Raw genomic sequence first — 25,392 nt, 5'->3', positions numbered from 1 at the left:
TACAAAAAAAGATGTTAACCTTAACAATGGATAAATAATCTCCAATGGAGTAAGGATAAGGTTTGCCTATATCGACATCGACAAAAAACACTTCAACTTGGCTGCACCTTGGCGCAGGGGCATTTTTCCGGGCACATCAAGCCTGGTATCTCAATCGGTTGCGACAACAGGGCGACAACCATTGGCATATGGCGCTATCCAACATCCGCAACAGTTCCACGCAAAAAACGCTGCAACAGCTCAAATCCCAGAACGGCCGCTACACGCTGGAAACGATCTCTCCGCAGGGAGAACGCCGCTATGAAACCATTGACGCGGTGGATCGCATCCTGCTATGGGACAGCCGTCTCGCTTCAACCGTCGCCGTGGGGGCCGCCCCAGACACTGAAATTATTTCTTTCACCGTTACCGAAGGCGGATATTTTCTGGATGACGATGGTCATCTCGATCGCTCTCACCCCGCCATCAAGGCCGACCTTCACGATGAAGGTGAAATAAATACTTTATACGGCGCACTGACGCTGATCCTAAGCGCGCGCCAGCGGCAACAAAGCGGGGCGGTTACGCTACTCTGCTGCGATAACCTGAGCCAAAACGGCGATAGTTTCTCCCAGGGCATGCGGGAGTTTCTGACGGCCAAACGGCGTTCCGACCTGATTGACTGGATGGAAAAGTACGCCGCCGCGCCGAACAGTATGGTCGATCGCATCACCCCGAAGTTTGACGATGCGCTTTATGAGCGTCTGGAACAGCAGGGAATCACCGGCGACGCCGCGCCGCTGTCCTGCGAAAGTTTCGCCCGCTGGGTGATTGAAGACCGCTTTGCCGGCCGGCGCCCCGCGCTGGAGCGGGTCGGCGTCGAGTGGGTCGACGACGTGACGCCGGTCGAAGAGGCCAAAATTCGCCTGCTCAACGCCAGCCACAGCGGCATCGCCTGGGCCGGCGCCCTGCTGGGCAAACGCTATATCGATGAAAGCCTGCCGCAACAGGTGACGGACTGGATCCGCGATTACGTCCTGCAAGACGTCGGCTTTGCCCTGCAACAGCGCGGCGTCGTTCTCGATTTGCCGGCCGAATGCGATAACGTGCTCGCCCGTTTCGGCAACCGCTGGGTGCGCGATACCGTGGCGCGCGTATCGTCCGATAGCATCGCCAAGCTGCACGGCTTTATCGTTCCGACCCTGAAGGATTGTTACCGCCAGGGCAAAACGCCGCGGGCAACGTTGCGTTTACCCGCGCTATTTTTTCTCTTTCTGCGGCGGCGCCACAACAACGGGCTACCGTTCAGCTATGAAGATCGGGCGATCGACAGCATAGATGCGGATGCGATTTTCACGGCGGACGATCCGCTGGCGGCGTTTGCCGATCGGTCCGCGCTATTCGGCATGGTTCGTCGTCAGGAGGGCTTCATCGACCATTTACGCACGGCCGTTGACGAGGTTCAGAACATCCTTGATGCGTTACCTAAGGGGAAATGAGATGAAAAAACATTTACTGATTATGGCGGGGACATTGGTCGCCGCCGCATTGTCGATACTGGCGCTTTACCACTGGCCGATTGCGCTGGGCACGCTGGCGGCATGGGTTACCACCGGCTCTTTCTTTTTACAGGTGGTGCATATCATTCGCAACAAAGACACCACCGGTATTTCATTGGGTATGTACGCCGCGCTGTTCTTCGGCGTCTCCTGCTGGACCGCTTACGGTTTTAAAGTACAGGACGCGCCGGTCATGACGGCGAACGGCATCACCACGCTGCTGGCGCTGTTGGTGATTGGGTTAAAAATCTATAACGAACGTGAAATCAAACCCCGTAAACGCCGCAAGGTAAAAACCGCGCCTCTATCGCCGTCATCGCGGAACCAGCTGTCCACCGCAGGCGTTCTGAAAAGCAAACACGTATAAATCAATACCGCCATAAGCTAAGCCGAATGCGGGTCACTTAAGCCGATTTTTAGGGGAAACACCGGGGGAGGTTCCCGTAGGGACGCCTCACCCCGGTGGTCGCCCCGTGTATCTCGATGCTTAAACGATCGGTATTAATAAGCTAAGCCGCCGTTTTTCGCCGGAAAGGGCGCGAACCGGCTAACTTATGGATGCCATAACCCGCCGCATACGGGCGGAGGGTTAGTTGGCCGCCGCAAGCGACGTTGAAAAACGCTCCCGCTGTTTTTTAACGCGGCGCGCCATAGACCGGGAATTGGGCGCACAGCGCCAGCGCCGCGTCGCGGACGCGCGTCTGAACGGCTTCGTCCCGCGGAGCGTCGAGCAGATCGGCGATCAACTCCGCCAGCAGGCGCGACTCCCGTTCGCCGAATCCCCGTGTGGTAATCGCCGGGGTGCCGATGCGAATGCCGCTGGTCACGCTCGCCTTCTGGGTGTCGCCGGGGACGGCGTTTTTATTCAGCGTGATATGCGCCCGTTCCAGCAGCGCTTCCGCCTCTTTGCCGCTGATGCCTTTGCTGCGCAGATCGACCAAAAACATATGGCAGTCCGTACCGCCGGAAACGATGCGCACCCCGCGCCGGTCAAGAACCTGAGCCATAGCGCGGGCGTTATCAATAACCTGCCGCTGATAGCGTTGAAAGCCGTCCGTCGCCGCCTCACGAAAAGCGACCGCCTTGGCGGCGATAATGTGCATCAGCGGTCCGCCCTGATAGAGGGGGAACAGGGTTTTATCCAGCGCCGCGCCGAACTCTTTTTTAGCCAGAATCAGCCCTCCGCGCGGGCCGCGCAGCGTTTTATGGGTCGTCGAGGTGACGAAATCTGCGATCCCCACCGGAGAGGGATAAACCCCCGCGGCCACCAGCCCGGCGTAATGGGCCATATCCACCATTAAATAAGCGCCTATCTCGTCGCAGATACGGCGGAAGCGGGCGAAATCGATAGCGCGCGAATAGGCGGACGCGCCGGCGATGATCAGTTTTGGCCGCGCCTCTTTCGCCAGTCGTTCCACCGCCTGATAATCAATTTCTTCGCTGTGGGGATCCAGCCCGTAGGACAAGGCGCGATACATCCGACCGGAAAAATTCACGCCGGCGCCGTGGGTCAGATGACCGCCATCGGACAGGGCCATGCCGAGGATGGTATCGCCGGGCTGCAATACCGTGAGAAACACCGCCTGGTTGGCCTGAGAGCCGGAGTGAGGCTGAACATTGGCGTATTCGGCATTAAACAGCGACCTGGCGCGCGCAATCGCCAGCGTTTCCACTTCATCGACGACGTGGCAGCCGCCGTAATAACGCCGGCCGGGATAGCCTTCCGCGTACTTATTGGTCAGCACCGACCCCTGCGCCGCCAGCACGGCGGGACTCACGTAGTTCTCCGATGCGATAAGCTCTATATTATTTTCCTGCCTTGCCAGCTCACGGGCCAGCAAAGGCGCGATATCCGGATCGATAGTTGAAAGTTCCATGCGTTTTTCCATTAAAATTCATTACCCATAGCCGAATGCGGGTCACTTAAGCCGGTTTTTAGGGGAAACACAGGGGAAAGTTCCCGTGGGGACGCTTCACCCCGGTGGCCGCCCCGTGTATCTCGATGCTTAAACGATCGGCCATGGTATATTTTTAATTAATTGATATTTAGATGATTGCATCATCTTTTTTCGCCGTTGGCGTAGAAAAAAATGTACATTTAAAGCTTGCCCGGCGATATGAACAGTTGGGCGCGATATAAGGCGGAACAGATGGAAGAGCAGAGGTGCCGCTACCGGCGGATAGCCGAAAAGATCAAACGGGCGATTGTCGACGGAACCTTAGCGCCGGGCCAACGGCTCCCCTCGGTCAGAAAGCTGGCGGCGCAGTACGGCGCGAGCGTCACGACGACGCTAAAGGCGCTGCGCACCCTTGAGGATGAACACTACGCCCAGGCCCGGCCCCAATCCGGTTTTTACGCCATCCTTCCCGATAATGCGCCGCTCGCGCCGCTGCGCCCGGTGACCATTACCCCGCTGGATCCGCAAACCGAATTGCATCTGGCGATGGTCGGCAGCAATTGCCGCGTGCGGCTGGATCTGGCCAACGGCGACAGCAGCCTCTACCCCATCCGCAAGATCGGCCTGCTGATGCGTCAATTCAGCTACCGTCAGCCGCAGCTGCTGGGCAACTCGGTCAAGGGAACGGGCTATCCGCCGCTGCAGGCGGAGATCGCTCGCCGGGCGCTGGACTACGGCTGCAGCCTGAAGGCCGACCAGATCATCGTCACCAACGGCTGCCTCGAAGCGCTATCGCTGGCGCTGCGGGCCGTGACCAAACCCGGCGACAGCGTGGCGGTGGACTCGCCCTGCTATTTTGTGCTGCTGCAAATGCTGCATAATCTGGGGCTGCGGGTGGTGGAAGTGGAGCAGGACGACAGCGGCACAACCGATGTCAGGCAGTTGGCCGCCCTCTTCAGCCAGCGGGTGGTCGCCGCCTGGGTCGCGCTCGCCAACGTCAACAACCCGGTCGGCGGCATTATCTCCGACGAGAGAAAAGCCTATCTCGCCCGGCTGGCGGATGAACACGACATCGCCATTATCGAGGATGACACCTTCGGGGATACCGCATTCGGCGCCGCGCGCCCTTTCCCGCTGCGCGCTTTCAGCCCCAACGTCATACTGTGCAGCGGTTTTTCCAAAACCGTAGCGCCGGGGATCCGGCTCGGCTGGCTGAGCGGCGGAAAGTGGAATCGAAAAATAGCGTCGCTGAAGTATACCTCCACCATGGGAACCACCCTGCTGCCGCAAACAGCCGTCGCGGAGTTTCTGAAGACCGGGGGCTACGACGCCCACCTGCGCCGGCTGCGGCGCGAGCTGGCGCGTCAAATCACGCAGTTGCGCAACGCCGTGTTAACGCACTTTCCGCCGGGAACGCGGGTTTCGAAACCCCTGGGGGGATATGTGCTGTGGGTCGAACTGCCGCCGGGCTGCATACCTGCCCATGAGCTGTTTATCAAAGCGCGCGAACAGGGCATCGGCATCGCGCCCGGCTACCTTTTCTCAACCGATCGGCGCTACGATCACTGCTTGCGGCTCAACGCCGGATTCGGCTGGAATGAAGAGGTCGACCGGGCATTGCAGCATCTGGCCCAATGGTGCCGGGCGGCTTAACCGCGCCAGAGCCATCCGCGGCGCCGTTAATCAAGGTAGTCCTGCGGCTGCGCCAGCAGCGCCTTCAGGGCCTGCGGCATAGGGAAGCGCAGATTAACGCCGTGCGGCGGAATGGGGGAAAGAAACCATTTACCGTAAATGGCGCCGATCTCCCCGCCGGTGAAGATAGCGCGCAGTTCCTGGTTCACGACCGTCTGGAAGATCGGAGCGCCGGGCGGCATCAGGATGCCGTAGGGTTCGGGCCGGCTTAAATAATCTTCCGACAGCACGAAATCGGACGGCGCGGGAGAAGTGGCCACCAGCCCCGCCAGCAGAATATCGTCCATCACAAAGGACGATACGCCGCCGTTCGCCACCAGATCAAAAGCCTCTTGATTGGTTTTTTTCAGCACCACGACGACGTTGAGCTTCAGGCGCATATTCGCCGCATTCAGCTGATCGAGATTGATCGTACCGCTGCTCGCCGAAACGCTGCGCCCGGCCAAATCACCGATGCGCCTGATGCCGGAGCGCTTCAGCGCCACAAAGCGCGTCGAGGCGACGAAGTGAGGATAGGAAAATGCGGCCATTTTCCGCCTCTCGCGATTATTGGTCGTCGCGGCGCATTCCAGATCGATCCCGTGATTACGTATCTGGGCGAAACGCGTCGCCGTGGTCACCGGGACAAACACAATCCGTATCTTATCCTGCCGCAGATACCTTTTTATCCCTTCCACGACGCGCAGACAGAGATCGACCGAATAGCCGATAACTTGCCCGTCGACCTGATAGGAAAAGGGCGGCTCGTCCAGACGGTGGCCTATTTTTATCGTTTTGGTCCGGGCGATTCGCGTCAGCGTATCGTCCATCGGCACGGCGGCGACCGGCGGCGGCAATAGCAGCAGCATCACGACCGCCAGCGCCGCTTTACGGCGCCCCCCGGCGAACATGCCGAAGGCCAGACGACAGACCGTGCGCGCATATGCATTCACCGCCGCCGCGCCGCGCCGCGAGTATCGCATCATTCAGCCGCGATTGCCGTTACCGGCCGCGCTGCGCCGATTCGGTTCCCCTGAGCGAATTCACACCCGCTGTGGCGCAACAGCGTCAGCTGCCGATCGGTTTCCACGCCTTCGGCGACGCACTCCATTCCCAGCTGCTTAACCAGCCCCATAATGCTGCGCACAATCACGCGTTTCGACTCATGCTCTTCCATACCGGCGACCAGCCCCTTATCCAGCTTGACCCGGGTAAACGGGAAATCGGACAGGCAATCGAGCGATGAATAGCCGGTGCCGAAATCGTCCAGCGCTATCGCCACGCCCATCGACCGTATCTGTTGCAACACGGGCAGCGCGCCCTGGCGATCCAGCAAAATGGATTCGGTTATCTCCAGCGCGATACGTGACGCCGGCAGCCCGCTCTCCTCCAGCGCGCGGGCCAGGATATCCGCAAATCCGGGATGGTGAATCTGAATCCCCGATATATTCACCGAAACGCACTGGCGCGCGGAAAAGCGCGCCACGGCGTCACGACAGGCCTGCTGGATAATCCACTCCCCCAACTTGATAATCAGCCCGGTTCTCTCCGCCAGCGCGATAAACACATCCGGCATCAGCAATTCCCGGCAATCATGACGCCAGCGAACCAGTGCTTCGTAGCCGATAACGGCATTGTCCGTCAGGCGTATCAGCGGCTGATAATAAAGCTCGAACTCCTTGCGGGACAGGGCGCCCTCGATATCCAGCTCCCTGGCGTTCTGTGCCAGGCTCGGCATCGTCATGCCGTATTCAAAATAGTGATAGCTATTCCGGCCGGCGCTTTTCGACGCATACAGCGCCACGTCCGCATGTTTCATCAGGCTCTGCGATGTCTCGCCATGCAGCGGCGCGCTGGCGATCCCGATGCTGATCCCCACGCAAAACTCGTGCCCCTGGCAGTAAAAAGGCGCGGAGATGGCTGAAATTATCCGCTCCGCCAGCCGTCGCGCCTCCTGTATCGGTTTTTCCTTCACCAGCTGGATCAGCGCAAACTCGTCGCCCCCCAGCCGGGCGACGACATCCTCGCCGCCGACCGACAGGGATATCCGTTCGCTGACGCTAATCAGCAGCGCATCCCCCACCGGATGGCCGTAGGTATCATTGACGCTCTTGAAATAGTCGAGATCGAGCAGCATCAGATTAAAATGCGCATTTTTCGACTGCAGGCGGACGATGGCGCTTTCCAGCGCGCCGTTGAAAAAAGTCCGGTTGGGCAGGCCGGTCAGCTGGTCGTGATGAGCCATATACTCCATTTTCTGCGCGGTGTCTTTGATTTGCTGTAGATGTTCCCATTCCACCATCGCCTGCCGCAGTTTTTCGATGGCAAACGCCAGGTGGCCGATCTCATCGTCCCTTTGCAGCAGCGGCGTGACGTTGGCGGTATCGCCGTGGGCAATGCGCGTCAAAGCCTGAATCAGAGCCGGCACCGAGTAAAAAAATTGCCGCATAAACAGGCTGATAATCAGCCCCATCGCCATCAATACCATCCATAGCCCGATAAGCGAGTTGCGCAGCAGGGTATGATGAATACGGTAAAGCCCCTGCTTCTCGCCGACGCTGCTCACCAGCGCGCCCAGCAATTTTCCCGACGGCGCCAAAATAGGGAGAACGCTGGCGAAATAGGTTTTGCCGTCGATACAGACGAAACCGGCGAACGTCGTCGTCAACGCCTCGGGGATTAACGGCCTACCCTTCTCCAGTTGCAGAACCTGACCTCCTGCGCCGCCGTCCGTATGCGCGACGTTGACAAACCCCTCTTTCTCACGATAGCGGAACAGCCAAACGCGGTTATTAGTCTGCATCGCCGCCAGAGAAAGCACGTCTACCGGATTAAACCCCGTTTGCAGAATAGATTCGTCATCGCCGAAAAAATGATCCGTTACGATACTCTTAACCTGCCCGGCCTCATCCATAGGGGCGATCGCCGACGTATATATGCTGCGAACGATATAGCTCATGATGTGAGCGTTGATGTCGGCCTGGCGCCGCCACTGTTCCTGCGAGCTTTTATCGACCAGAAACCAGCCCGCCGCCGCCCCGACGCCATAGGAAACAATAATGCCGATAAGCAGAAATAGCGTGACGCGTCCTAAAATAGAACGGTGCCAACGCTGCCGGCGACAAGGGAGCGCGGCGCTTTCTTCACTCGATATTTCTTCGCTTAATTCCTCAGTTACTCTGGTCCGGGATATCATCAGCCAAAACTCTTCATCCGTTACAAATTATATAGTTAACAGTGAAATATATTGCTGCTAAAGAAATAAAAAGAGCATGTGCGCAAAGAAGAAAAGTCAGGGACAGTTTTATCTATTATTTTATCTATTATTGATAGGCTAAAGAGCTATTTTTATATTCTTCTTTTAGGCGAACACATTATTTACACCGCTTAGCGGATCCGTTCAATTTCACCAGCGCGCGCTGGCGATAAGCCGTATTCAACGCCGCATCCGCAAACCGTTTGACCGGCTAAACGGAGAGACGCCGCAAGAAAGCCGCCGGCCGCTTGAAATCGCTCCCCGCGCATGCGTCATGCGCTTAGCGCGTCTCGAATTATTTAAGGTATATATTATCGAAATAAAGATCCACAACGCGCCGGCAGAAAAAAAGTCATGGTTATGACAAAAAGTAAATCGCCGATGTTAAAGCGACAGTTAATATACCCGTCATACTTCAAGTTGCCTGTGCATTGGCTTTATTACGCCCGTTGGCGCCGCCGCCAGCGGCGTTCAAATCTGCTCCCGGCAGATTTATCAGTAACCCGAATCACTGACTTGTGTAAACTCATCGGGATTAAATGAGACACATTCTGTCTCTCGCCACAGGCCAGCCGTCGGCTGGTCAAATTCGTTCCTGACGAATTGTCCTTCTCTTGCCGCGTTATTCAGCCTGATGGCCTCGCCCCTTCGGGAGGCGGTGCAAGCGCTGTGCAAAAACGCGTTGGCGTTTTTGTCCCGCGATGCGCATTATTTAGGGTATATATTTACAACGCCGGGCTGAATTTAAATAATATCTGGTCGCAATAATTCGAATTGCGCTCAGGCGGCGAGTGAATGAACTATTATTCGCGTTTAATCCCCAGCCTACCATAACGGCATGGGATTCGTATCCGTATTCTTCGTCCCCTTCTCTTTTCCCATCGCCGCGTCGCAGACGCGCTTTAACCATCCGCTCGGCCTTTTCTCCACCGGCGTTCCCCCCCACACAGACGCCGCCGAAAGCCCGTTCGGGACGCGCGCGTCCCGAACGCTATTTGCCGAGCGCTTACTTCAGCAGGATGACCTTGCAGCTCTTGCCTTTGATTTTTCCCTGCTGTAGCCGCTTCAGCGCCCGTTTCGCACTGGCTTTACGGATAGCGACATAGGCGTGCAGCGGGAACATATCAATTTTCCCGACCTCCTCCGCCGTTAACCCCGCCTCGCCCGTTAACGCGCCGAGAATATCCCCCGGGCGAATTTTGGCTTTGCGGCCGCCGTCAATGCACAGGGTCATCATCTCCGGCTCCAGCGCCGCCGCGTCGTCCGAACCGACCTCCGCCGCCGGCGCCCAGTCAATGCGCATGCCCAGATAATCCTCGATCAGATGCGCCCGGCTCATTTCCTGCGGCGTACAGAGGCTGACGGCAAGCCCTTCCATGCCTGCGCGGCCGGTGCGGCCGATACGGTGAATATGCACTTCAGGATCGAAAGCCAGCTCAAAATTCACCACCAGGGCCAGATCTTTAATATCCAGCCCCCTGGCCGCCACATCCGTCGCCACCAGAACGCGGCAGCTATGATTGGCGAAGCGTACCAACACCCGATCGCGATCGCGCTGTTCCAGGTCGCCGTGCAGCGCCAGCACGCTGACGCCGCGCGTATCCAGCGCGTCGAAAACGCTTTGGCAATCCCGTTTCGTGTTGCAAAACACCACGCAGGACGCCGGCTGGTAGCGGCCTAACAGGGCGATCAGCAACGGAAGGCGCCGCTCCCTGCTGGTCTCATAAAAACGCTGCGCGATCGCCGGCTCGGCGCCGTCATCGGCGACGTCGATATTTAACGGCCGGCGCTGTACCCGCGCGCTGATCCGCTCGATCTCCTCCGGATAGGTGGCGGAAAACAGCAGCGTCTGACGCTGCGCCGGCGCATAGCCGATCACCTCGTCAATCGCTTCGGTGAATCCCATATCCAGCATCCGATCGGCCTCATCCAGCACCAGCACCTTCAGCGAGTCCAGCGCTAACGACGACCTGCGCAGGTGATCCTGAATGCGTCCCGGCGTGCCGACGACAATATGCGGCGCATGGACCAGCGAATCGATCTGATGCCCCATCGGCTGGCCGCCGCACAGGGTCAGGATCTTGATATTCTGCGTAAAGCGGGCCAGACGGCGTAGCTCTTTGCTCACCTGATCGGCCAGCTCGCGCGTCGGACACAGCACCAGCGCCTGGGTGGTAAACTCGCCGGCCGCAATGCGATTGAGCAGACCGATGCCGAACGCGGCCGTTTTACCGCTGCCGGTTTTGGCTTTGGCGCGAACATCGGCGCCGTCTAGAATGGCGGGCAGCGTCGCCGCCTGCACCGGCGTCATGGCGGTATAGCCCAGTTCGTTCAGGTTGGACAGCTGCTCGGCCGGCAGCGCGAGGGAAGAAAAAGCGGTTGTGCTCACAGTGATTACTCTATTGCCAAAGACGACATATGGAAGGCGGCGCCGGTTCAATGAACCGACGCGCGGTTGGCGCCAATGATAACAGAGAAGAACGCTATTGCCCGATTTACCTGACGCCGGAAGGCTAAAATATCGAGGAGAAGCCGTTTTCGCGCAAAAACCGCTGGCCGGAGGGCGACAAAATCGCGTCCGCCAGCTGCCGGGCTTCACGGCGCTCCGGCCTAAGCGTCGCCAGCATATACTCGGCCTTGACCGCATAAGGCTCGGGTATCGGCACCACGCTCAGGTCCGGCTGACGGGTCAGCAGCGGTAAATAGCTGGCGTAACCGATGTGCATATCGCTTTGCCCCGAGCGGATCAGATAGCTTCCGGCGGTCATCCCGGCCGGGATGCTGTGCGTCATCGCGCCGCCGACCAGCGGCTTCGCCTTCTCTCGCAGCCGTTGGCCCCAGCCGCGGTGCAGACTTTCAATCTTATCGAACAGCTGGAACGCGTAATCGCCGCCCGGATCGCAGCCGGGCGTGGAAGTGGACAGCGTAAAACGCGGATCGAGCAGCGCCGATAGCCACGGCTGCGAGGTCAGGGCCGGAATATTGCGCATAACGACGCATAAGCCATTGAGGGCGAACGCGGCGGTATTTTCCGCCAGCCCTAACGTTTTCAGACGCTGCGGATGGGCGCGATTCGCCGACGCGAAAACGTCGGCTTCGGCCCCGTTAATCAGGCGGTCGCACAGCAGTCCCGCCGGCCCGAAGGTGGGCTCTACCGTTACGGCATACCGTTCGCCGAATTCCGCCAGCAGCGGGGTGAACGCGCGCCGCAGGCTGCCCGCGGCGTAAAGACGTAAAGGCCGGTTCATGGCTCCTCCGAAGGCGTAAAAATCGGCACCAGCGTACGGTAAGGCCGCAGCGCGGCAACCGTCGCCTGCTTTACCGCGATGCCGTAAAGCCGCGACAAATTCTCCTCGTTTAATACCGCGTCGCAGCGGCCGTAAAGATATTGCCGCTCCGCCATCAGCAGCAGCGCCTGTTGCGCGATCGTCAAGGCGTGCGCGGGATCGTGCGTCGTCAAAAGAATACTCAGCCCCCGCGCCGTCGCCAGGTGTTTCAACAGGCGTAACACCACCGCCTGATTTTTCAGATCGAGCGCGGCCATCGGTTCATCCAGAATCAGGGTATGACACTGAGAAGCCAGCGCCCTGGCAATCAGCGCCAGCTGCCGCTGCCCGCCCGACAGCCGGCCGAACGCCTTCTCCGCCAGCGCGGAGATGCCCAGCGTCGCCAGCGCTTCTTCGGCGATCGCCACATCCCGTGCGGACGGCATAGAGAACAGACCGACGTGCGCGGCGCGGCCCATCAGCACCATATCCAATACGCTATAGGAAAAAGGCGGAGTGAACAGCTGGGGCACGAACCCGATGCGGCCATGACGCCGGATCTGTCCGGACAAAGGAGGCAGTCGGCCCAGCAGCGTATGGATCAACGTGGTTTTCCCCCGTCCGTTGACGCCCAGAACGGCGGTAATCTCACCCGCGCGGCAACAGATATCGAGAGGCTCAGACAGCCCTTTCCCCGGCGAGTAGCCGTAGACCAGCGCCTCGGCGGATAACCTAATCTGGGACATACTAGCGACTCATCTCGTTACGCTGCGTTCGATACAGCAGCCATGCAAAGAGCGGCGCGCCTAACAGCGCGGTAATAATGCCTAACGGAATTTCCGCCGCGCCGAGATTCCGCGCCAGATCGTCCACCAGCACCATAAAACCGCCCCCCAGCCAGAATGCCGTCGGCAGCAAACGCCGGTGGTCGGCCCCGACCAGCATACGGGCGACATGCGGGATCACCAGACCGATCCAGCCGATGCTGCCGCTGACGGCGACCTGCGCCGCGACAATCGCCGCGCATAGGCTCAATATCAGCCAGCGTAACGGCAGCGCCGCCACCCCCAGCGTCCCGGCATCCTGTTCGCCCATCGACAGCACGTTAATGCGCCAGCGCAGCCGCAGCAGCAAACCGCCGGCCACCAGCAGCGGTACGGCCATCATCCACAGTTTATGCCAGTGGGCGGTGGCGAAACTGCCAAGCAACCAGAACACGATGCTGGGCAGCTTCTCCTCGGTGTCGGCCATAAACTGCATCAGGCTGACCAGCGCGCCGAAAAAGCCGCTCAGAATCACCCCGGCCAGAATCAGGATCAGCACGTTGCGCTGGCCCAACGCCGCGGCTATCGCAAAAACCAGCAGCAGCGCCAGCATGCCGAACGCGAACGTGGAGAGCAGCAACAGCAGCGGAGCCCAGCCCATCAGAATGGCCAACGTGCCGCCAAAGGCCGCGCCGGCGGAGACGCCGATGATGTGCGGATCGACCAGCGGATTACGGAAAACGCCCTGCAACGCCGCGCCGCTCAGCGCCAGGGCGCCGCCGGCGCACCACGCCAGCAGCACTCTGGGCAGCCGCACGCTCCACACCACCTGCCGCTCGACATCGCTAATCATCGTCTTGGGGTCGGCCAGCGGCTCCATCAGGATCCTGACGATACGCCACGGAGTCAGGCTAAAGCGGCCGATCCCCAGAGATAAAACCACTATCGCCAACGTGGCGCCGATCGTCAGCCACAGAGTGAGGCGGTAAGCGCGGTAGCTCATTGCGCCGCGTCAGGATGCGGTCGATAGTCGGTACGGTAGAAACGCTGGTAATAGTCGTTCGCCGCCTGCCGCATATCCACATCGCCAAAACGCTGCGGGTAGAGCTTTTTCGCCATCCACAGCTCGCCAATGGCCAACGCCTCCGGCATCGGATATCCCCAGGCCTTTGCGTATTCCGGCATCAGGTAGACCCGATGATTTTTCACCGCATCAACGGCCTGCCAGGCTGGATCGCCGATAATTTGCCCGACGACGTCGGGATAGCGATCCTGAACGAAAATCACCTGGGGGTCCCAGGCCAGCACGTTTTCGATCGAAACCTGTTTGAAGCCTTTGATCGATGACGCCGCCACATTGAACGCCCCGGCATGGGACATCATCAAACCGGTATATTTTCCCGATCCATAGGTCGTCAAATCCGGATTGGCCATGTAGACGCGGATACGTTTTTCCGGCTGAATATCCTTCAGGCGCTCGCTCACCCGCTGGCGCTGGGCGAAAGTATAGCGAATAAGATCCTCCGCCTGCGCGCGACGATCGACGACATCGCCAATCAGCCGGATGCCGGTTTTCAGCCCCTCGTTATAGGCCGTATCCTCATCGTCCATCGCCGGGTTTATTTTATCGGCCTCCCCCGGCCGATCCTGACGCAGGGAGATGGCAATGACCGGAATGCCGCTACGCTCGATTTGCGCGATCATTTCCGGCGGGGCGTAATTGGCGACAAACACTACCTGGGGCGACAACGCCAGCAGGCTTTCGATATTCACCTGCGTCAGATCGCCCGGCATCGGCAAATCGGCCAAACGCGGAGCCAGCCGCAGATAGCCCTTCCCCAGCTGCTTCTTCCAGTTGGAAAGCACGCCCACCACGCTATCCTGCGCATCCAGCTGCACCAGCAGGTTCAGCGTTTGGTGCTGCAACACCACCACCCGGCTAACCTGGTCGGGAATGGTCACATTGCGCCCCAGTTGGTCGGTTACCTGGCGGGCGGCCATCGCGTCGGAAAAGACGAAAAGCAGCGCCGCCAGCCACGGCGCATAGCGGTATTTCTTCATTCTCTTCGGTTCCTGTCATTCGTTGTGTATTTGATGATACAACGATAGTTGTCAGGAACATACTGATCTCACTCATAATAATAAGCGGAAGATAATTTATCGCCGCGCCGCTTTGCCGTACGCCGATTGGCGCGCGCCACGCTTTTTAATGCTATTTCGGCAAATATAGTGCCTGAGCCCACTTGAATTATGCCCCTCACTCAGCGTAGATTGTGCGCCGATCCCGTCATAACTGGTGTGAGCCCTGGTGATGACAACGGGAAAATATTTGTCCGGCGGCGCAAGGCAGCGGCGCAATGTTTTCCTTTCATAATAAAACGCACAATCGGGATCGTTGCTGGCGTGTTTTCTTCTGGAGAATATAGCGGTGAAGTACTTTTTTATGGGCATCTCATTCTGCCTGGTTGTTTGGATGAGCGCCTTTATGCTGATGTTGGAATAACCCATCATTGCCTGACAGGGATAAATAAGACGGCGGCAAGGACCTCGATGCGGCAATAGGCGAAAGCCGTGCGAAAAATAACCAATCGGCCGATTCAGGCGTCGTAAACGGGTTGAGAGCAGCGTCTCTCAGCCCGTTTTTCATTAGCGGCATCGCGGTGGCCGCCTTCTTTACGCCGTCGTTTCAGCGCAGCGACATCAGCGCCAGCGCCCCCAGCGCCAGCCACGGACCAAACGCCAGCGGCCGCGCGACGCCTTCGCGCCGCATAGTCCGCCACAATAACGTCACGACCAGTCCGCTCAGCGCCGCGATCAGCACCAGTTCGGGCAGCGCGCGCCACCCCAGCCATCCTCCCAGCGCCGCCAGCAGTTTAAAATCGCCGTACCCCAGCGCCTCTTTTCCGCTCAGCAATCTGAATAACCAATAGAGCAGCCAAAGCGACAGGTAGCCGGCTACCGCCCCGATAACGGCGTCCTCCAGCGGCGCGAAGGCGGCGGACAGGTTAAACAGCAGCCCCAGCCACAGCAGCGGCAGGGTCAGACAGTCCGGCAACAGCCGCGTGTTGATATCAATGGCGGACAAAGCCAGCAGAAAAGACCACAGGATCAGCGCCCCCCACAGCGCCGTGCCCGGCGGCCACAGCGCGCCCGCGCCCAAAAACGCCAGCATCGTAAGCGATTCAATCAGCGGATATTGCCGGGAGATCGGTTGTCGGCAGCAGCGCGAGCGGCCGCGCAGCCATAGCCAGCTTAAAACGGGAATGTTGTCTTTTATGGCAATCGGCCGCGCGCAATGCGGACAGGAGGAAAGCGGCCACCACAGATTGAACATCGCCCGATCTTCGAACGCCGGCATCGCCGCCTCATTCCGCCAGCGGCGCGCCAACATGATAGGCAGGCGAAAAATCACCACATTCAGAAAACTGCCGACCACAAGACCGAGCAGCGCCAATAGGCCCAACCACCCTTCATTCGACCTTTCAGCAAACGCACTCAGCCACTCCATGCCAGGCTCCGGTAATCAATACAGGCATAAGGTAAAGAGTATGCTCGCATAGTCGGTATCGGGCGCCAACGGATTTAGCCGACGCCGTGCGCGAAGTGCGCGGCGCGATGCAATTATCGTGGTGAGAAGAGGAAAAACGCTTGAAAGGATAACCCCGGCCGACGGCCGGGGAGACGGCCCGAACTTATGACGCCTTGGCGGAGGACGATTTTGACGAGGGCAGGACGCCGTCGGCGCGGAACATCGCTTTAATACCGCGCACCGCCTGACGAATGCGATCCTGGTTTTCAATCAGCGCGAAACGCACGTGCGTGTCGCCGTAATCGCCGAAGCCAATCCCCGGCGATACGCAGACTTTCGCATCGGCCAGCAGACGCTTGGCGAACTCCAGCGAGCCCAGGTGCGCATAGGCCTGCGGAATTTTCGCCCAGACGTACATTGAGGCCTTCGGCTCATCCACCATCCAGCCCGCCTCGTGCAAACCGCGCACCAGCACATTGCGCCGCTGGCGATACTGCTCCGCGATATCCAGCACGCACTGCTGGTCGCCTTCCAGCGCCGCAATCGCCGCGACCTGAAGCGGCGTAAAAGTGCCGTAATCGTGGTAGCTCTTGATACGCGCCAGCGCGCTGACCAGCTCCTTGTTTCCCACCATGAACCCGATGCGCCAGCCGGCCATATTGTAGCTTTTCGACAGCGTGAAAAACTCGACCGCAATGTCTTTGGCTCCGGGCACCTGCATAATCGACGGCGCTTTCCAGCCGTCGTAAACGATATCGGCATAGGCCAAATCGTGAACCACCAGCACGCCGTATTGCTTCGCCAACGCCACCACCCGTTCGAAAAAATCCAGCTCGACGCACTGCGCCGTCGGGTTGGACGGGAAACCCAGGATCATCATTTTCGGTTTAGGGATACTTTCGCGGATCGCCCGTTCCAGTTCGTTGAAAAAGTCCACCCCTTCGACCAGCGGCACCGAGCGCACCTGAGCCCCGGCGATGACCGCGCCATAAATGTGAATCGGATAGCTTGGGTTCGGCACCAGCACGGTGTCGCCGTGATCCAGCGTCGCCAGCATCAAATGCGCCAGCCCCTCTTTGGAGCCGATGGTCACGATCGCCTCGCTTTCCGGATCGATCTCCACCTGGTAGCGGTCGGCATACCAGCGCGAAATCGCCCGGCGCAGGCGGGGGATTCCCCTGGAGGTTGAGTAGCCGTGCGTATCCTCGCGCTGAGCGACCGTACAGAGTTTTTCTACGATATGCGGCGGCGTCGGGCCATCCGGATTGCCCATACTGAAGTCGATAATATCCTCGCCGCGGTGGCGGGCGGCCATTTTCAACTCGGAGGTAATATTGAATACGTAGGGGGGAAGACGATCGATGCGCGTGAAGTGGCGCGAAAAAGTGGAATCAGCCATAACATCCTCGAAGTAACGTGAGCGCCCGGACCGTCCGAGCGACGTTGGGGTTCGATCTCGAACCCGTCGTTCAAGCTATCCCAGATTTGATAATCTGTCGATACGGCATGGCATAAATTTTTACCCCGCGCGATCGCCGGACGGCGGGATAGCGGCGCAGCCGAAACGGGTGGCGAGCCGAACATGACATCATTTTTATTTATGGCGCCAACGGCCAACGGTATTAATCTCTTTATTATTTTCCACCGCTGATATTAGAAATCGTAATATTGAAAACCATATGTTTCATGCTTTTCAATTAACAAATAAAAAACAAAAAACCGAATGCATTATCTTGGGGCACCATAATGAGTCAACTCACCAAAATAGAGCGAATTACGCATTGAGATAAAAAATAAAGTACAATAAAATCAATATCATAAAATATTTCATTCAAACAACGCCGCTGTAATTTTATAAAAAACCGCGACATTTATAAATAAAAGGGAATTACAGAATTTAATTTTACAAAATCAGCAAAAAGATGAAATCAACCCCATGTAAACACCAAAAAATCAGACGTTATAACTTAGTAACCGCCGTTATTGACAATTATATCGCTACGGTTATTATCGAATGAAAGATTATGTTTATACCCAATAACCTTTACCTAACCACTTAATTAATGACTTACGCTCTCGTACTTATGAGGATGAATAATGGATATTAAAAAGCCCTATTTATTATTCCTTGGTGACGCCCACGACCGGTTAGCGGCAAAAGTCGCTATCGGGATTAAACAGTGGCACCCGGAATATTGTGTCGGCCAATACCGTATGGAGGGCTGCCACGCCGACTGCGATTTGCCCGATATGGATATCGCGGCCGCCCGCGCGGCCGGCGCGCAGACGTTAGTCATCGGCGTCGCCAACCGCGGCGGGATTATTTCGCCGCAGTGGATCGCCGTATTGAGCGAAGCGCTGAAAAGCGGAATGGATCTGGCCGCCGGTCTGCACAACCGTCTGGCCGACGTGCCGGAGCTGCGCGAACTGGCCGCCAAACTGGGCCGTTCGCTGTTCGACGTTCGCCATCCGTCGCAAACTTTCCCAGTCGCCAGCGGACGTAAACGCGCGGGTAAACGCCTGCTGCCCGTCGGCACCGACTGCTCCTGCGGCAAAATGTACACCGCGCTGGCAATCGAAAAAGAGATCTTATCCCGCGGCGGCAAAGCCACCTTCCGGGCCACCGGTCAAACCGGGATCCTAATTAGCGGCTCGGGCGTCAGCATCGATGCCGTGGTGTCCGACTTTATCGCCGGCGCGGTCGAAACCCTCGCTCCCGCGAATGATGAAGATCACTGGGACGTCATCGAAGGTCAGGGTTCGCTGTTCCACCCCTCTTTCGCCGGCGTGACCATCGGCATTATTCACGGCGCGCAGCCGGACGCGCTGGTGCTCTGTCATGAACCTACCCGCAAAACCATGCGCGGCGTCGACTATCCGATTCCCGATATCGCCGATTGCATGGCCTTGAATTTATCGGCCGCGCACTTAACCAACCCTAACGCGCGTTTTGTCGGCATCTCCGTCAATACGGCGGCGCTCAGCGAAGCGGAGGCACTGCAACTGATGGCCGACCTGGAGAAAAAATTCGGCCTGCCCGTCGTGGATCCGTTCCGCCAGGGGGTAGGACGCATCGTTGACCAGTTGGCCGCGCTATGATCGATCTCGAACTCTCCCGACAAAGCTGGCCGCTGCAGAACACATTCACCATTTCGCGCGGCAGCAAAAGCCAGGCCGACGTGGTGGTGGCCGCACTGCGTTGCGGCGACGTCACCGGCTATGGCGAGTGCGTTCCCTACGCGCGCTATGGCGAATCCATTGACAGCGTGATGGCGCAGATCGCCGCGCTGGGCGACGATCTGCGCCACGGTCTGGATCGCCAACGGCTGCAAAGCCGGCTCCCGGCGGGCGCGGCGCGCAACGCGCTCGACTGCGCCTTCTGGGATCTGGAGTGCAAACAGCATAGCCAGCGCATCTGGCAGCGCCTGTCCCTGCCGGCGCCCGAGGTTCTGGAAACGGCCTACACGCTGTCGCTGGATACGCCGGAGCGCATGCAGCAGGCGGCGCGGCAAAACGCCGCTCGCCCGCTGCTCAAGCTGAAGCTGGCGGACAAAGACGATTTGGCCAGAGTGGCCGCCGTGCGCAAAGGCGCGCCGAACGCGCGGCTGATCGTCGATGCCAATGAAGGATGGGATGCCGATCTCTACCTGAAACTGGTGCCCAAGCTGGCCACCCTGGGCGTCGCGATGATCGAACAGCCGCTTCCCGCCGGGAAAGACGGCGTGTTGGCCGAACTGCCTCGCCCAATTCCGATATGCGCCGACGAATCCTGCCATGACAGCCATTCGCTGGCGGCAATCGCCGGATGCTACGACATGATCAACATCAAGCTGGACAAAACCGGCGGTCTGACCGAAGCTCTTCGCCTGCGGGCCAGCGCGTTGGAGCGGGGAATGCGCATTATGGTCGGCTGTATGGTCAGCACCTCGCTGTCGATGGCGCCGGCCTTTATCGTGGCGCAGGGCGCGCAGGTTGTCGATCTGGACGGCCCCCTGTTATTACAACGCGACCGAAGCGACGGATTGCGTTACGACGGTAGCCTGGTACACGCGCCGCAAGCGGCGCTGTGGGGCTAAAATGCGTTAAGCTGCATTAAAACTATTGAGGAGTGTTGTAATGCAACGTCTTGTTTATGTTGATGGGCAATATGTGCCGGAGAGCGAAGCCAGGGTTTCGGTCTTTGACCGCGGTTTTCTCTTCGCCGACGCCGTATATGAAGTGACGGCGGTAGTGAACGGCAAATTGGCCGAGTTTGACGGCCATGTGACGCGTCTGCAGCGCTCCTGCCGCGAATTGTCGCTTACGCTGCCCGTCACGCCGGCCGAACTGAAAGCGATCCATCAGGCTCTGATTGAAAAAAACGCGCTGCAAGAGGGCGCGATTTATCTGCAGTTAAGCCGCGGCAACGCCGGCGATCGCGATTTCCATTTCCCTTCCGCCGAGGTAAAACCGACGCTGGTGCTGTTCACCCAGGCGCGCGCCGTTCTGGAAAACCCGAAAGCGGATAGCGGTCTGCATGTCGTCACCTGCCCCGATATCCGCTGGCACCGCCGGGATATCAAAACGGTCAGCCTGCTGGCCGCCTGCCTGGCGAAAGAGTACGCCCATACCCGGCACGCCGATGACGCCTTTATGGTGGAAAACGGCTTCGTCACCGAAGGCAGCTCTTGCAACTGCTATATCGTCCTGCACGATAAAACCGTGGTGACCCGCCCGTTGAGCAACGACATTTTGCACGGCATCACCCGTCAGTCGCTGCTGAAGCTGGCCGCGGACGCGCAAATCAAACTGGAAGAGCGGCTCTTCACCCCGGAAGAAGCCTATCACGCCAGCGAGATCTTTATCAGTTCGGCAACGACATTCGTTTTACCGGTGGTCTCGCTTGACGGCAAGCCCATCGGCGACGGCAAGCCCGGCCCGGTAACCCGCCGCCTGAGAGAAATTTATATCGAAATGGTGCGGCAACAGGTGAAATAAGTCGCGTCATAAACGGGCGGCCGCCGCCGCCCGCTATCGACGCAAACGTCAGGATTTTTCTTCAATACGCTCGGACGCCCCGGCGTCGGGGTTTTCCAGCACCATCCTCTGCGGCACCGCCAGGGGAATCGCCGACGCCCGCAGGCGCCGGATAATATCAAACAGCAGATCGCTTTTCGCCCCCGCCACCAGGCGCGGACTGTTGACATAGCCCGTCACGCTCAGCACCATCCCCGTCGGCGTGAGCTGGCTGAAGCTAACGGACGGCGCCGGCGCCTCCAGAATCGACTCATGCTCGGTGTAAGCGTCCAGCAGAATGCTCCTGACCTCCTCGGGATCGATATCAAGCGGGAAGGTCAGCGCCAGCGTCGCCACCCCGAGCGCGTTCCCCATGGTGATATTGCGCACATTCTGCGAGATAAACTGCGAGTTAGGCACGATCACCGTGGAACGGTCGCTCAGCTGGATCTCCGTCGCCCGCACGTTAATGCGCCGGATATCCCCTTCCACCCCGCTGATATTCACCAGATCGCCCACCTTCACCGGGCGTTCGGTCAGCAGAATCAAGCCGGAGATAAAGTTTTTTACGATCTCCTGCAAACCGAAACCGATGCCCACCGACAGGGCGCTGACAATCCAGGCCAGTTTGTTCCACTGGATCCCCAGCGTCGCCAGCGTCAGCAGGATAATCAGGATATAACCGATATTGCTGAACAACGTCACCAGCGACGCGCGGATACCGCGATCCAGCATGGTTTTGGGAAGAAACTCATGCTCCAGCCAGCGCTTTGACGAGCGCAGCACATACACCCCGATAGCCAGAAAAAGTAGCGCGTTCACCAAATGGGCAGGCACGATGCTCAACGTTTCCAGCCCTTTGCCTCCCCATATTTCAACGGCTTTTTGCACCAGCTCCAGCGGCGTCGTGGTGCCGAAAGTCCCATTCAGCAAGGCGACCGCGGCCATCAGAATCAGCAAAACCTTGCCGCAGGCGGAGAACAGCGCCGTGGCCTGCGCCAGATGCCGATCGTCAAGATTGAGCGAATTCTTGATACGCCGTCCGCTGGCGTTGTTGGGCGAAAAGATGCTTTCGCAGATATCGACGATAAAGGTCGAAAACAAATAGAGGCAGGACATCACCATGCCGATCCACACCAGCTCATAGGTCAGAAAACGCGCCAGCGAGATGTAACCGACCACCAAAGAAACCAAAACGGCGAACGCGGTCGCCAATACCGCCAAATGAACAATGCCGGCCAGCGTGGAGCGCGCTTCCGGCTGCGCTCCGTCGCGCACCATCTGCCGGCGCACCTGATCGCTTCTCAGCGCGATGACGCCCACCGTCAGCGCCAGACATAGCGCGGATAACCCATTCACCATAACGGTGGCCGCCACGGATGTCCCCACCGTGGCCGTCACCTGTTCAATAATGCCGAACAGCAAAATCAGCAGCGCGGCGATCGCCGGAAAAGCGTTCATCGCCTTGGCGACCGGGTTGGCGATCGCCGGAAGCCGCCAGGAGGGCCGCTGATTCGAGAGAAAAGCGCGCCCCAGACCGGCAATCATCGAACAAAAAACAGAGAGCTGCGTCAGCGTATCCAGATACGCCTGCACCCGTTCAACCGCCTGGCCGTGACGGGTAAAGGTATAATCCAGTAAATTCGCGGCGATACCGATGGTCAGCACGGTGGAGATCACGCTGGCCGTCGCCAGAAAACTGCGCCTCAGGCGCCCTTCCGGCAACAGATGGATACCGGCCCAGGCCAAATACTTCTCCATATAGCGACGACCGGCGGTCACCAGCGCGACGACAATCAGCAGAAAAAAGACCGAACCATAGCGCCACTCGGGCTCCCAGGCGGTCATAAACGCATCGCCTAACTGCGACTGGAAAACGCCGAGCCGCCGCCAGTCTTCCGCCTGCGGCGTGACGATCGGCGACCAAAAGCGCGCGCCCAAAATACTGCCTGAATTTAACGCCAGCTGCGTTTTCAGCGCATTGCGCCGCAGCGTAATAATCTGCGCGGAAAGATTGGACGCCCCGGCGCGCAACGTCTGGATTTGCTCAATCTGCGCATCCATCTTCGACTTCTGCGCGTTCAGACTATTACGTTTACGCGTGACTTCATTGGTTTCATTAATGTTGGAACCAGGCTCAGGCGCCGGCCCCAACACATCCAACTGAGCCTGTAGCTGCGCCCGGAGCGGCGCCACCGCCGCGGACAGATCGTCCGCCCGGCTGACCAACTGTTGCGAGGCGTCGTTCAACGCGCCGAACTTACTGTCGCTGTTAGCGCCGGACACCTGCTGCTTGATGCCGTCCAGCTCTTTTTGCAGCTTTGTCATCTCGGCGTCAATATTGATTTTCGCCGGCGCATCGGACTGCGACGGCTGCGGGTCCGGATCCGCCGCCGCCACATATCCAACGGGAAAAATGAATATCACCAACAAAACAATACGCAGTAATGCAGATAACAAAGTACGCATAAATTGAAAGGTTCCCAAGTTCAACGGGAATAGCGGATTTTCAAAACAGCCGCAATTCGCCACGCAGGTTAAGTTTTACCGGCAGTGCATCAGTGGCATATTCTAACCAAGATGCGCCGATATATACCCTAAATAATTCGAGTTGCGGGACAAAAACGGCGCAGCGTTTTTGCACGGCGCTTGCGCCGACCCCACCGAGGCGAGTAACAAAGCCAACGCGCATGCAACTTGAAGTATGACGGGTATAACTTACAAAGAATTATCGAATCAAAGCAGCAGATAAAGATGAATTTCGCCCCGATAGCGCCGCGTCTGGCCCTGTAACCTAACCGTCAAGACACGCCCCCCGATACGCGCGTCCCCTCCGCTTTCTTCTGGCGATTAACGCCGTTGAACAGCAAGGCGGCCGCTTGGCTCACGCGGAAAGGAGTAAAAAGCGGCGTACCTCCGAGCGGCGTCGACGGCGCTCATTACCGCCGGCAAACCACTGAACGCTCTGCTTTTGCTTACCATCTGAGCAACAAGCAGAAAAGCGATTGACTCAACCCGTTCGCTCCGTATAATCCAAACCGCATTACGCAGCAACCCCGCCCGTATGCGCCCTTAGCTCAGCTGGATAGAGCAACGGCCTTCTAAGCCGTAGGTCACAGGTTCGAATCCTGTAGGGCGTACCATTTCGAAGTAAACAGACGTCAACCGACGTCTTTTTTTGTGCCTAAAATTCAGCTAATTAGCCTTAATTCGGCTATTTTCACTCAACTGAACTCTATCAACATCAATGTACATCAAGTAATCTTTGTTGGTACATCTGATGGTACAAGCCCGTTCAATAAATTCTTATACCAACAACCAGCAACGGAGGGCAGTATATGGCGCTTACCGATGTAAAGGTGAGAAGTTCAAAACCCACAGATAAACCCTACAAACTCACTGATGGGGAAGGAATGCATTTAATGGCATCCTAACGGTTCAAAGTACTGGCGTCTGCAATATCGCTTTGATGGTAAACAGCGCATGCTGGCACTGGGCGTTTATCCTCAAGTCACATTATCCGAGGCCCGTCAGCGCAAGGATGAGGCCAGAAAGCAGATCGCCAATGGCATCGATCCCGGTGAACAAAAAAAGCTGGAAAAACAGGCTCGTCAAACCGGTATTGAAAACAACTTCAAGGCCGTCGCACTGGAGTGGCATGAATACAAACGACCTAACTGGTCTAAAGGCTACGCTGACGATCTGATGGAAGCGTTTGAAAACGATATCTTCCCTGATATCGGTAAACGTCCTGTCGCCGAGATCAAACCGCTGGAAATGCTGACCACACTACGCAAACGGGAAAAACGCGGCGTGCTCGATAAACTACGCAAGATCCGACAGGCCTGTAGTCAGGTATTTCGCTACGCCATCGTCACCGGCAGAGCGGAAAACAATCCGGTCTCGGAACTCGCCAGCGCGTTAACCCCGCCCAAAGCAGAACACTTCCCTCACCTGCTGACTGATGAATTACCGGATTTCCTGCGTGCCCTATCGTCTTACTCCGGTAGTAAAATCACGCAACTGGCAACCCGCATCCTGATGCTGACCGGCGTTCGCACTATCGAGTTACGACAAGCAGAATGGAAAGAGTTTGATTTTGAAAAACAGCTCTGGGAAGTGCCGAAAGAACGCATGAAAATGCGCCGCCCTCACCTCGTTCCTCTCTCTGATCAAGTGATTGATGCGCTGCAACAGCTCTATGCGGTTACCGGACGCTATAACCTGGTTTTCCCTGGCTGTAACGACATCACTAAACCAATGAGTGAAGCCAGCATCAACCAAGTACTGAAACGAATTGGATATCATGGGAAAGCGACAGGCCACGGCTTTCGCCACACCATGAGCACCATACTACACGAACAAGGGTATAACACCGCCTGGATCGAGTTACAGCTTGCTCATGTGGATAAGAACACCATTCGTGGTACGTACAACCATGCTCAGTATTTGGAATGTAGTGGTCAACAAAAACT

Annotated in this window: 18 protein-coding genes, 1 tRNA gene and 1 pseudogene; 8 read left to right on the top strand and 12 right to left on the bottom strand. The window is 58.0% G+C overall.

Annotated features, from left to right (window positions below; translation table 11 throughout):
• Window positions 1–62 precede the first annotated feature (62 nt).
• Both dalD and VSX58_RS21430 read left to right on the top strand, forming a co-directional pair.
• Window positions 63–1,478: a D-arabinitol 4-dehydrogenase gene (dalD, locus tag VSX58_RS21435; RefSeq protein ID WP_327619855.1), complete on the top strand. Its 1,416-nt coding sequence runs from the start codon at window positions 63–65 to the stop codon at window positions 1,476–1,478.
• Window position 1,479: 1 nt separating this feature from the next.
• Window positions 1,480–1,905, top strand: coding sequence for a SemiSWEET family sugar transporter (locus VSX58_RS21430; protein ID WP_327619854.1), 426 nt, complete (start codon window positions 1,480–1,482; stop codon window positions 1,903–1,905).
• A 268-nt stretch (window positions 1,906–2,173) separates the two neighbouring features.
• On the opposite strand, the gene glyA is transcribed toward VSX58_RS21430, so the two are convergent.
• A complete protein-coding gene (glyA, locus tag VSX58_RS21425) occupies window positions 2,174–3,427 on the bottom strand; it encodes a serine hydroxymethyltransferase (protein WP_327619853.1) in 1,254 nt (417 codons plus the stop codon).
• 261 nt (window positions 3,428–3,688) lie between these two features.
• Between glyA and VSX58_RS21420 the strand changes: the two genes are divergently transcribed.
• Window positions 3,689–5,089: an aminotransferase-like domain-containing protein gene (locus tag VSX58_RS21420; protein ID WP_327619852.1), complete on the top strand. Its 1,401-nt coding sequence runs from the start codon at window positions 3,689–3,691 to the stop codon at window positions 5,087–5,089.
• A 26-nt stretch (window positions 5,090–5,115) separates the two neighbouring features.
• Here the strand turns inward: VSX58_RS21420 and VSX58_RS21415 are convergent, their stop codons facing one another.
• The 10 genes from VSX58_RS21415 to alaC form a co-directional block, all read right to left on the bottom strand.
• Window positions 5,116–6,093, bottom strand: coding sequence for an amino acid ABC transporter substrate-binding protein (locus VSX58_RS21415; protein WP_327619851.1), 978 nt, complete (start codon window positions 6,091–6,093; stop codon window positions 5,116–5,118).
• Entirely contained in the window at window positions 6,090–8,303 is a 2,214-nt protein-coding gene (locus VSX58_RS21410; RefSeq protein WP_327619850.1) for a bifunctional diguanylate cyclase/phosphodiesterase, read from the bottom strand. The genes VSX58_RS21415 and VSX58_RS21410 overlap by 4 nt, the downstream gene beginning before the upstream one ends.
• Window positions 8,304–9,369: 1,066 nt before the next feature.
• A complete protein-coding gene (gene dbpA, locus VSX58_RS21405) occupies window positions 9,370–10,752 on the bottom strand; it encodes an ATP-dependent RNA helicase DbpA (protein ID WP_327619849.1) in 1,383 nt (460 codons plus the stop codon).
• A gap of 124 nt (window positions 10,753–10,876) precedes the next feature.
• Entirely contained in the window at window positions 10,877–11,611 is a 735-nt protein-coding gene (locus VSX58_RS21400; RefSeq protein WP_327619848.1) for a molybdate ABC transporter substrate-binding protein, read from the bottom strand.
• Window positions 11,608–12,375, bottom strand: coding sequence for an ABC transporter ATP-binding protein (locus tag VSX58_RS21395; protein ID WP_327619847.1), 768 nt, complete (start codon window positions 12,373–12,375; stop codon window positions 11,608–11,610). The genes VSX58_RS21400 and VSX58_RS21395 overlap by 4 nt, the downstream gene beginning before the upstream one ends.
• Before the next feature lies 1 nt (window position 12,376).
• Window positions 12,377–13,396, bottom strand: coding sequence for a FecCD family ABC transporter permease (locus tag VSX58_RS21390; protein ID WP_327619846.1), 1,020 nt, complete (start codon window positions 13,394–13,396; stop codon window positions 12,377–12,379).
• Window positions 13,393–14,454, bottom strand: a complete 1,062-nt coding sequence (locus VSX58_RS21385) for an ABC transporter substrate-binding protein (RefSeq protein ID WP_327619845.1) — start codon at window positions 14,452–14,454, stop codon at window positions 13,393–13,395. The genes VSX58_RS21390 and VSX58_RS21385 overlap by 4 nt, the downstream gene beginning before the upstream one ends.
• A gap of 96 nt (window positions 14,455–14,550) precedes the next feature.
• On the bottom strand, window positions 14,551–14,904 hold the full coding sequence (locus VSX58_RS22605; protein WP_327619844.1) for a hypothetical protein: 354 nt from the start codon (window positions 14,902–14,904) through the stop codon (window positions 14,551–14,553).
• A 175-nt stretch (window positions 14,905–15,079) separates the two neighbouring features.
• Window positions 15,080–15,901, bottom strand: a complete 822-nt coding sequence (locus tag VSX58_RS21375; protein WP_327619843.1) for a prepilin peptidase — start codon at window positions 15,899–15,901, stop codon at window positions 15,080–15,082.
• 184 nt (window positions 15,902–16,085) lie between these two features.
• Entirely contained in the window at window positions 16,086–17,321 is a 1,236-nt protein-coding gene (alaC, locus tag VSX58_RS21370) for an alanine transaminase (RefSeq protein ID WP_327619842.1), read from the bottom strand.
• Window positions 17,322–18,019: 698 nt separating this feature from the next.
• Between alaC and dgcN the strand changes: the two genes are divergently transcribed.
• From dgcN to VSX58_RS21355, 3 genes are read left to right on the top strand one after another with little or no spacing between them, the layout of a single operon-like run.
• Window positions 18,020–19,021 (top strand): N-acetyltransferase DgcN, encoded by a 1,002-nt coding sequence (gene dgcN, locus VSX58_RS21365; RefSeq protein WP_327619841.1) that lies wholly within the window; start codon window positions 18,020–18,022, stop codon window positions 19,019–19,021.
• Window positions 19,018–19,998 (top strand): N-acetyl-D-Glu racemase DgcA, encoded by a 981-nt coding sequence (dgcA, locus tag VSX58_RS21360; protein WP_327619840.1) that lies wholly within the window; start codon window positions 19,018–19,020, stop codon window positions 19,996–19,998. Before dgcN ends, dgcA begins: the two co-directional genes overlap by 4 nt.
• Window positions 19,999–20,038: 40 nt before the next feature.
• Window positions 20,039–20,899: a D-amino-acid transaminase gene (locus tag VSX58_RS21355; RefSeq protein ID WP_327615676.1), complete on the top strand. Its 861-nt coding sequence runs from the start codon at window positions 20,039–20,041 to the stop codon at window positions 20,897–20,899.
• Window positions 20,900–20,947: 48 nt separating this feature from the next.
• On the opposite strand, the gene VSX58_RS21350 is transcribed toward VSX58_RS21355, so the two are convergent.
• The gene (locus VSX58_RS21350) at window positions 20,948–23,386 is read right to left on the bottom strand and encodes a DUF3772 domain-containing protein (protein ID WP_327619839.1); all 2,439 of its coding nucleotides are present in this window, start codon (window positions 23,384–23,386) and stop codon (window positions 20,948–20,950) included.
• A gap of 597 nt (window positions 23,387–23,983) precedes the next feature.
• On the opposite strand from VSX58_RS21350, the gene VSX58_RS21345 reads away from it, so the two are divergent.
• Together VSX58_RS21345 and VSX58_RS21340 are read left to right on the top strand one after the other, a co-directional pair.
• Window positions 23,984–24,060 (top strand) — tRNA-Arg (locus VSX58_RS21345).
• A gap of 195 nt (window positions 24,061–24,255) precedes the next feature.
• Window positions 24,256–25,392 (top strand): annotated as a pseudogene (locus VSX58_RS21340) (tyrosine-type recombinase/integrase); the annotation flags it as partial.

This window comes from Brenneria populi, assembly GCF_036016195.1.
Classification (GTDB): Bacteria; Pseudomonadota; Gammaproteobacteria; order Enterobacterales; family Enterobacteriaceae; genus Brenneria; species Brenneria populi.
This window is presented reverse-complemented; position numbering and strand designations above follow the sequence as displayed.

Coding starts and splice junctions, on each gene's coding strand:
- alaC (WP_327619842.1), bottom strand. CDS start 17,321: ATGGCTGATTCCACTTTTTCGCGCCACTTCACGCGCATCGATCGTCTT.
- VSX58_RS22605 (WP_327619844.1), bottom strand. CDS start 14,904: ATGATGGGTTATTCCAACATCAGCATAAAGGCGCTCATCCAAACAACC.
- VSX58_RS21415 (WP_327619851.1), bottom strand. CDS start 6,093: ATGATGCGATACTCGCGGCGCGGCGCGGCGGCGGTGAATGCATATGCG.
- VSX58_RS21350 (WP_327619839.1), bottom strand. CDS start 23,386: ATGCGTACTTTGTTATCTGCATTACTGCGTATTGTTTTGTTGGTGATA.
- VSX58_RS21375 (WP_327619843.1), bottom strand. CDS start 15,901: ATGGAGTGGCTGAGTGCGTTTGCTGAAAGGTCGAATGAAGGGTGGTTG.
- VSX58_RS21420 (WP_327619852.1), top strand. CDS start 3,689: ATGGAAGAGCAGAGGTGCCGCTACCGGCGGATAGCCGAAAAGATCAAA.
- VSX58_RS21355 (WP_327615676.1), top strand. CDS start 20,039: ATGCAACGTCTTGTTTATGTTGATGGGCAATATGTGCCGGAGAGCGAA.
- VSX58_RS21430 (WP_327619854.1), top strand. CDS start 1,480: ATGAAAAAACATTTACTGATTATGGCGGGGACATTGGTCGCCGCCGCA.
- dgcN (WP_327619841.1), top strand. CDS start 18,020: ATGGATATTAAAAAGCCCTATTTATTATTCCTTGGTGACGCCCACGAC.
- VSX58_RS21395 (WP_327619847.1), bottom strand. CDS start 12,375: ATGTCCCAGATTAGGTTATCCGCCGAGGCGCTGGTCTACGGCTACTCG.
- VSX58_RS21410 (WP_327619850.1), bottom strand. CDS start 8,303: ATGATATCCCGGACCAGAGTAACTGAGGAATTAAGCGAAGAAATATCG.
- glyA (WP_327619853.1), bottom strand. CDS start 3,427: ATGGAAAAACGCATGGAACTTTCAACTATCGATCCGGATATCGCGCCT.
- dgcA (WP_327619840.1), top strand. CDS start 19,018: ATGATCGATCTCGAACTCTCCCGACAAAGCTGGCCGCTGCAGAACACA.
- VSX58_RS21385 (WP_327619845.1), bottom strand. CDS start 14,454: ATGAAGAAATACCGCTATGCGCCGTGGCTGGCGGCGCTGCTTTTCGTC.
- VSX58_RS21400 (WP_327619848.1), bottom strand. CDS start 11,611: ATGAACCGGCCTTTACGTCTTTACGCCGCGGGCAGCCTGCGGCGCGCG.
- VSX58_RS21390 (WP_327619846.1), bottom strand. CDS start 13,396: ATGAGCTACCGCGCTTACCGCCTCACTCTGTGGCTGACGATCGGCGCC.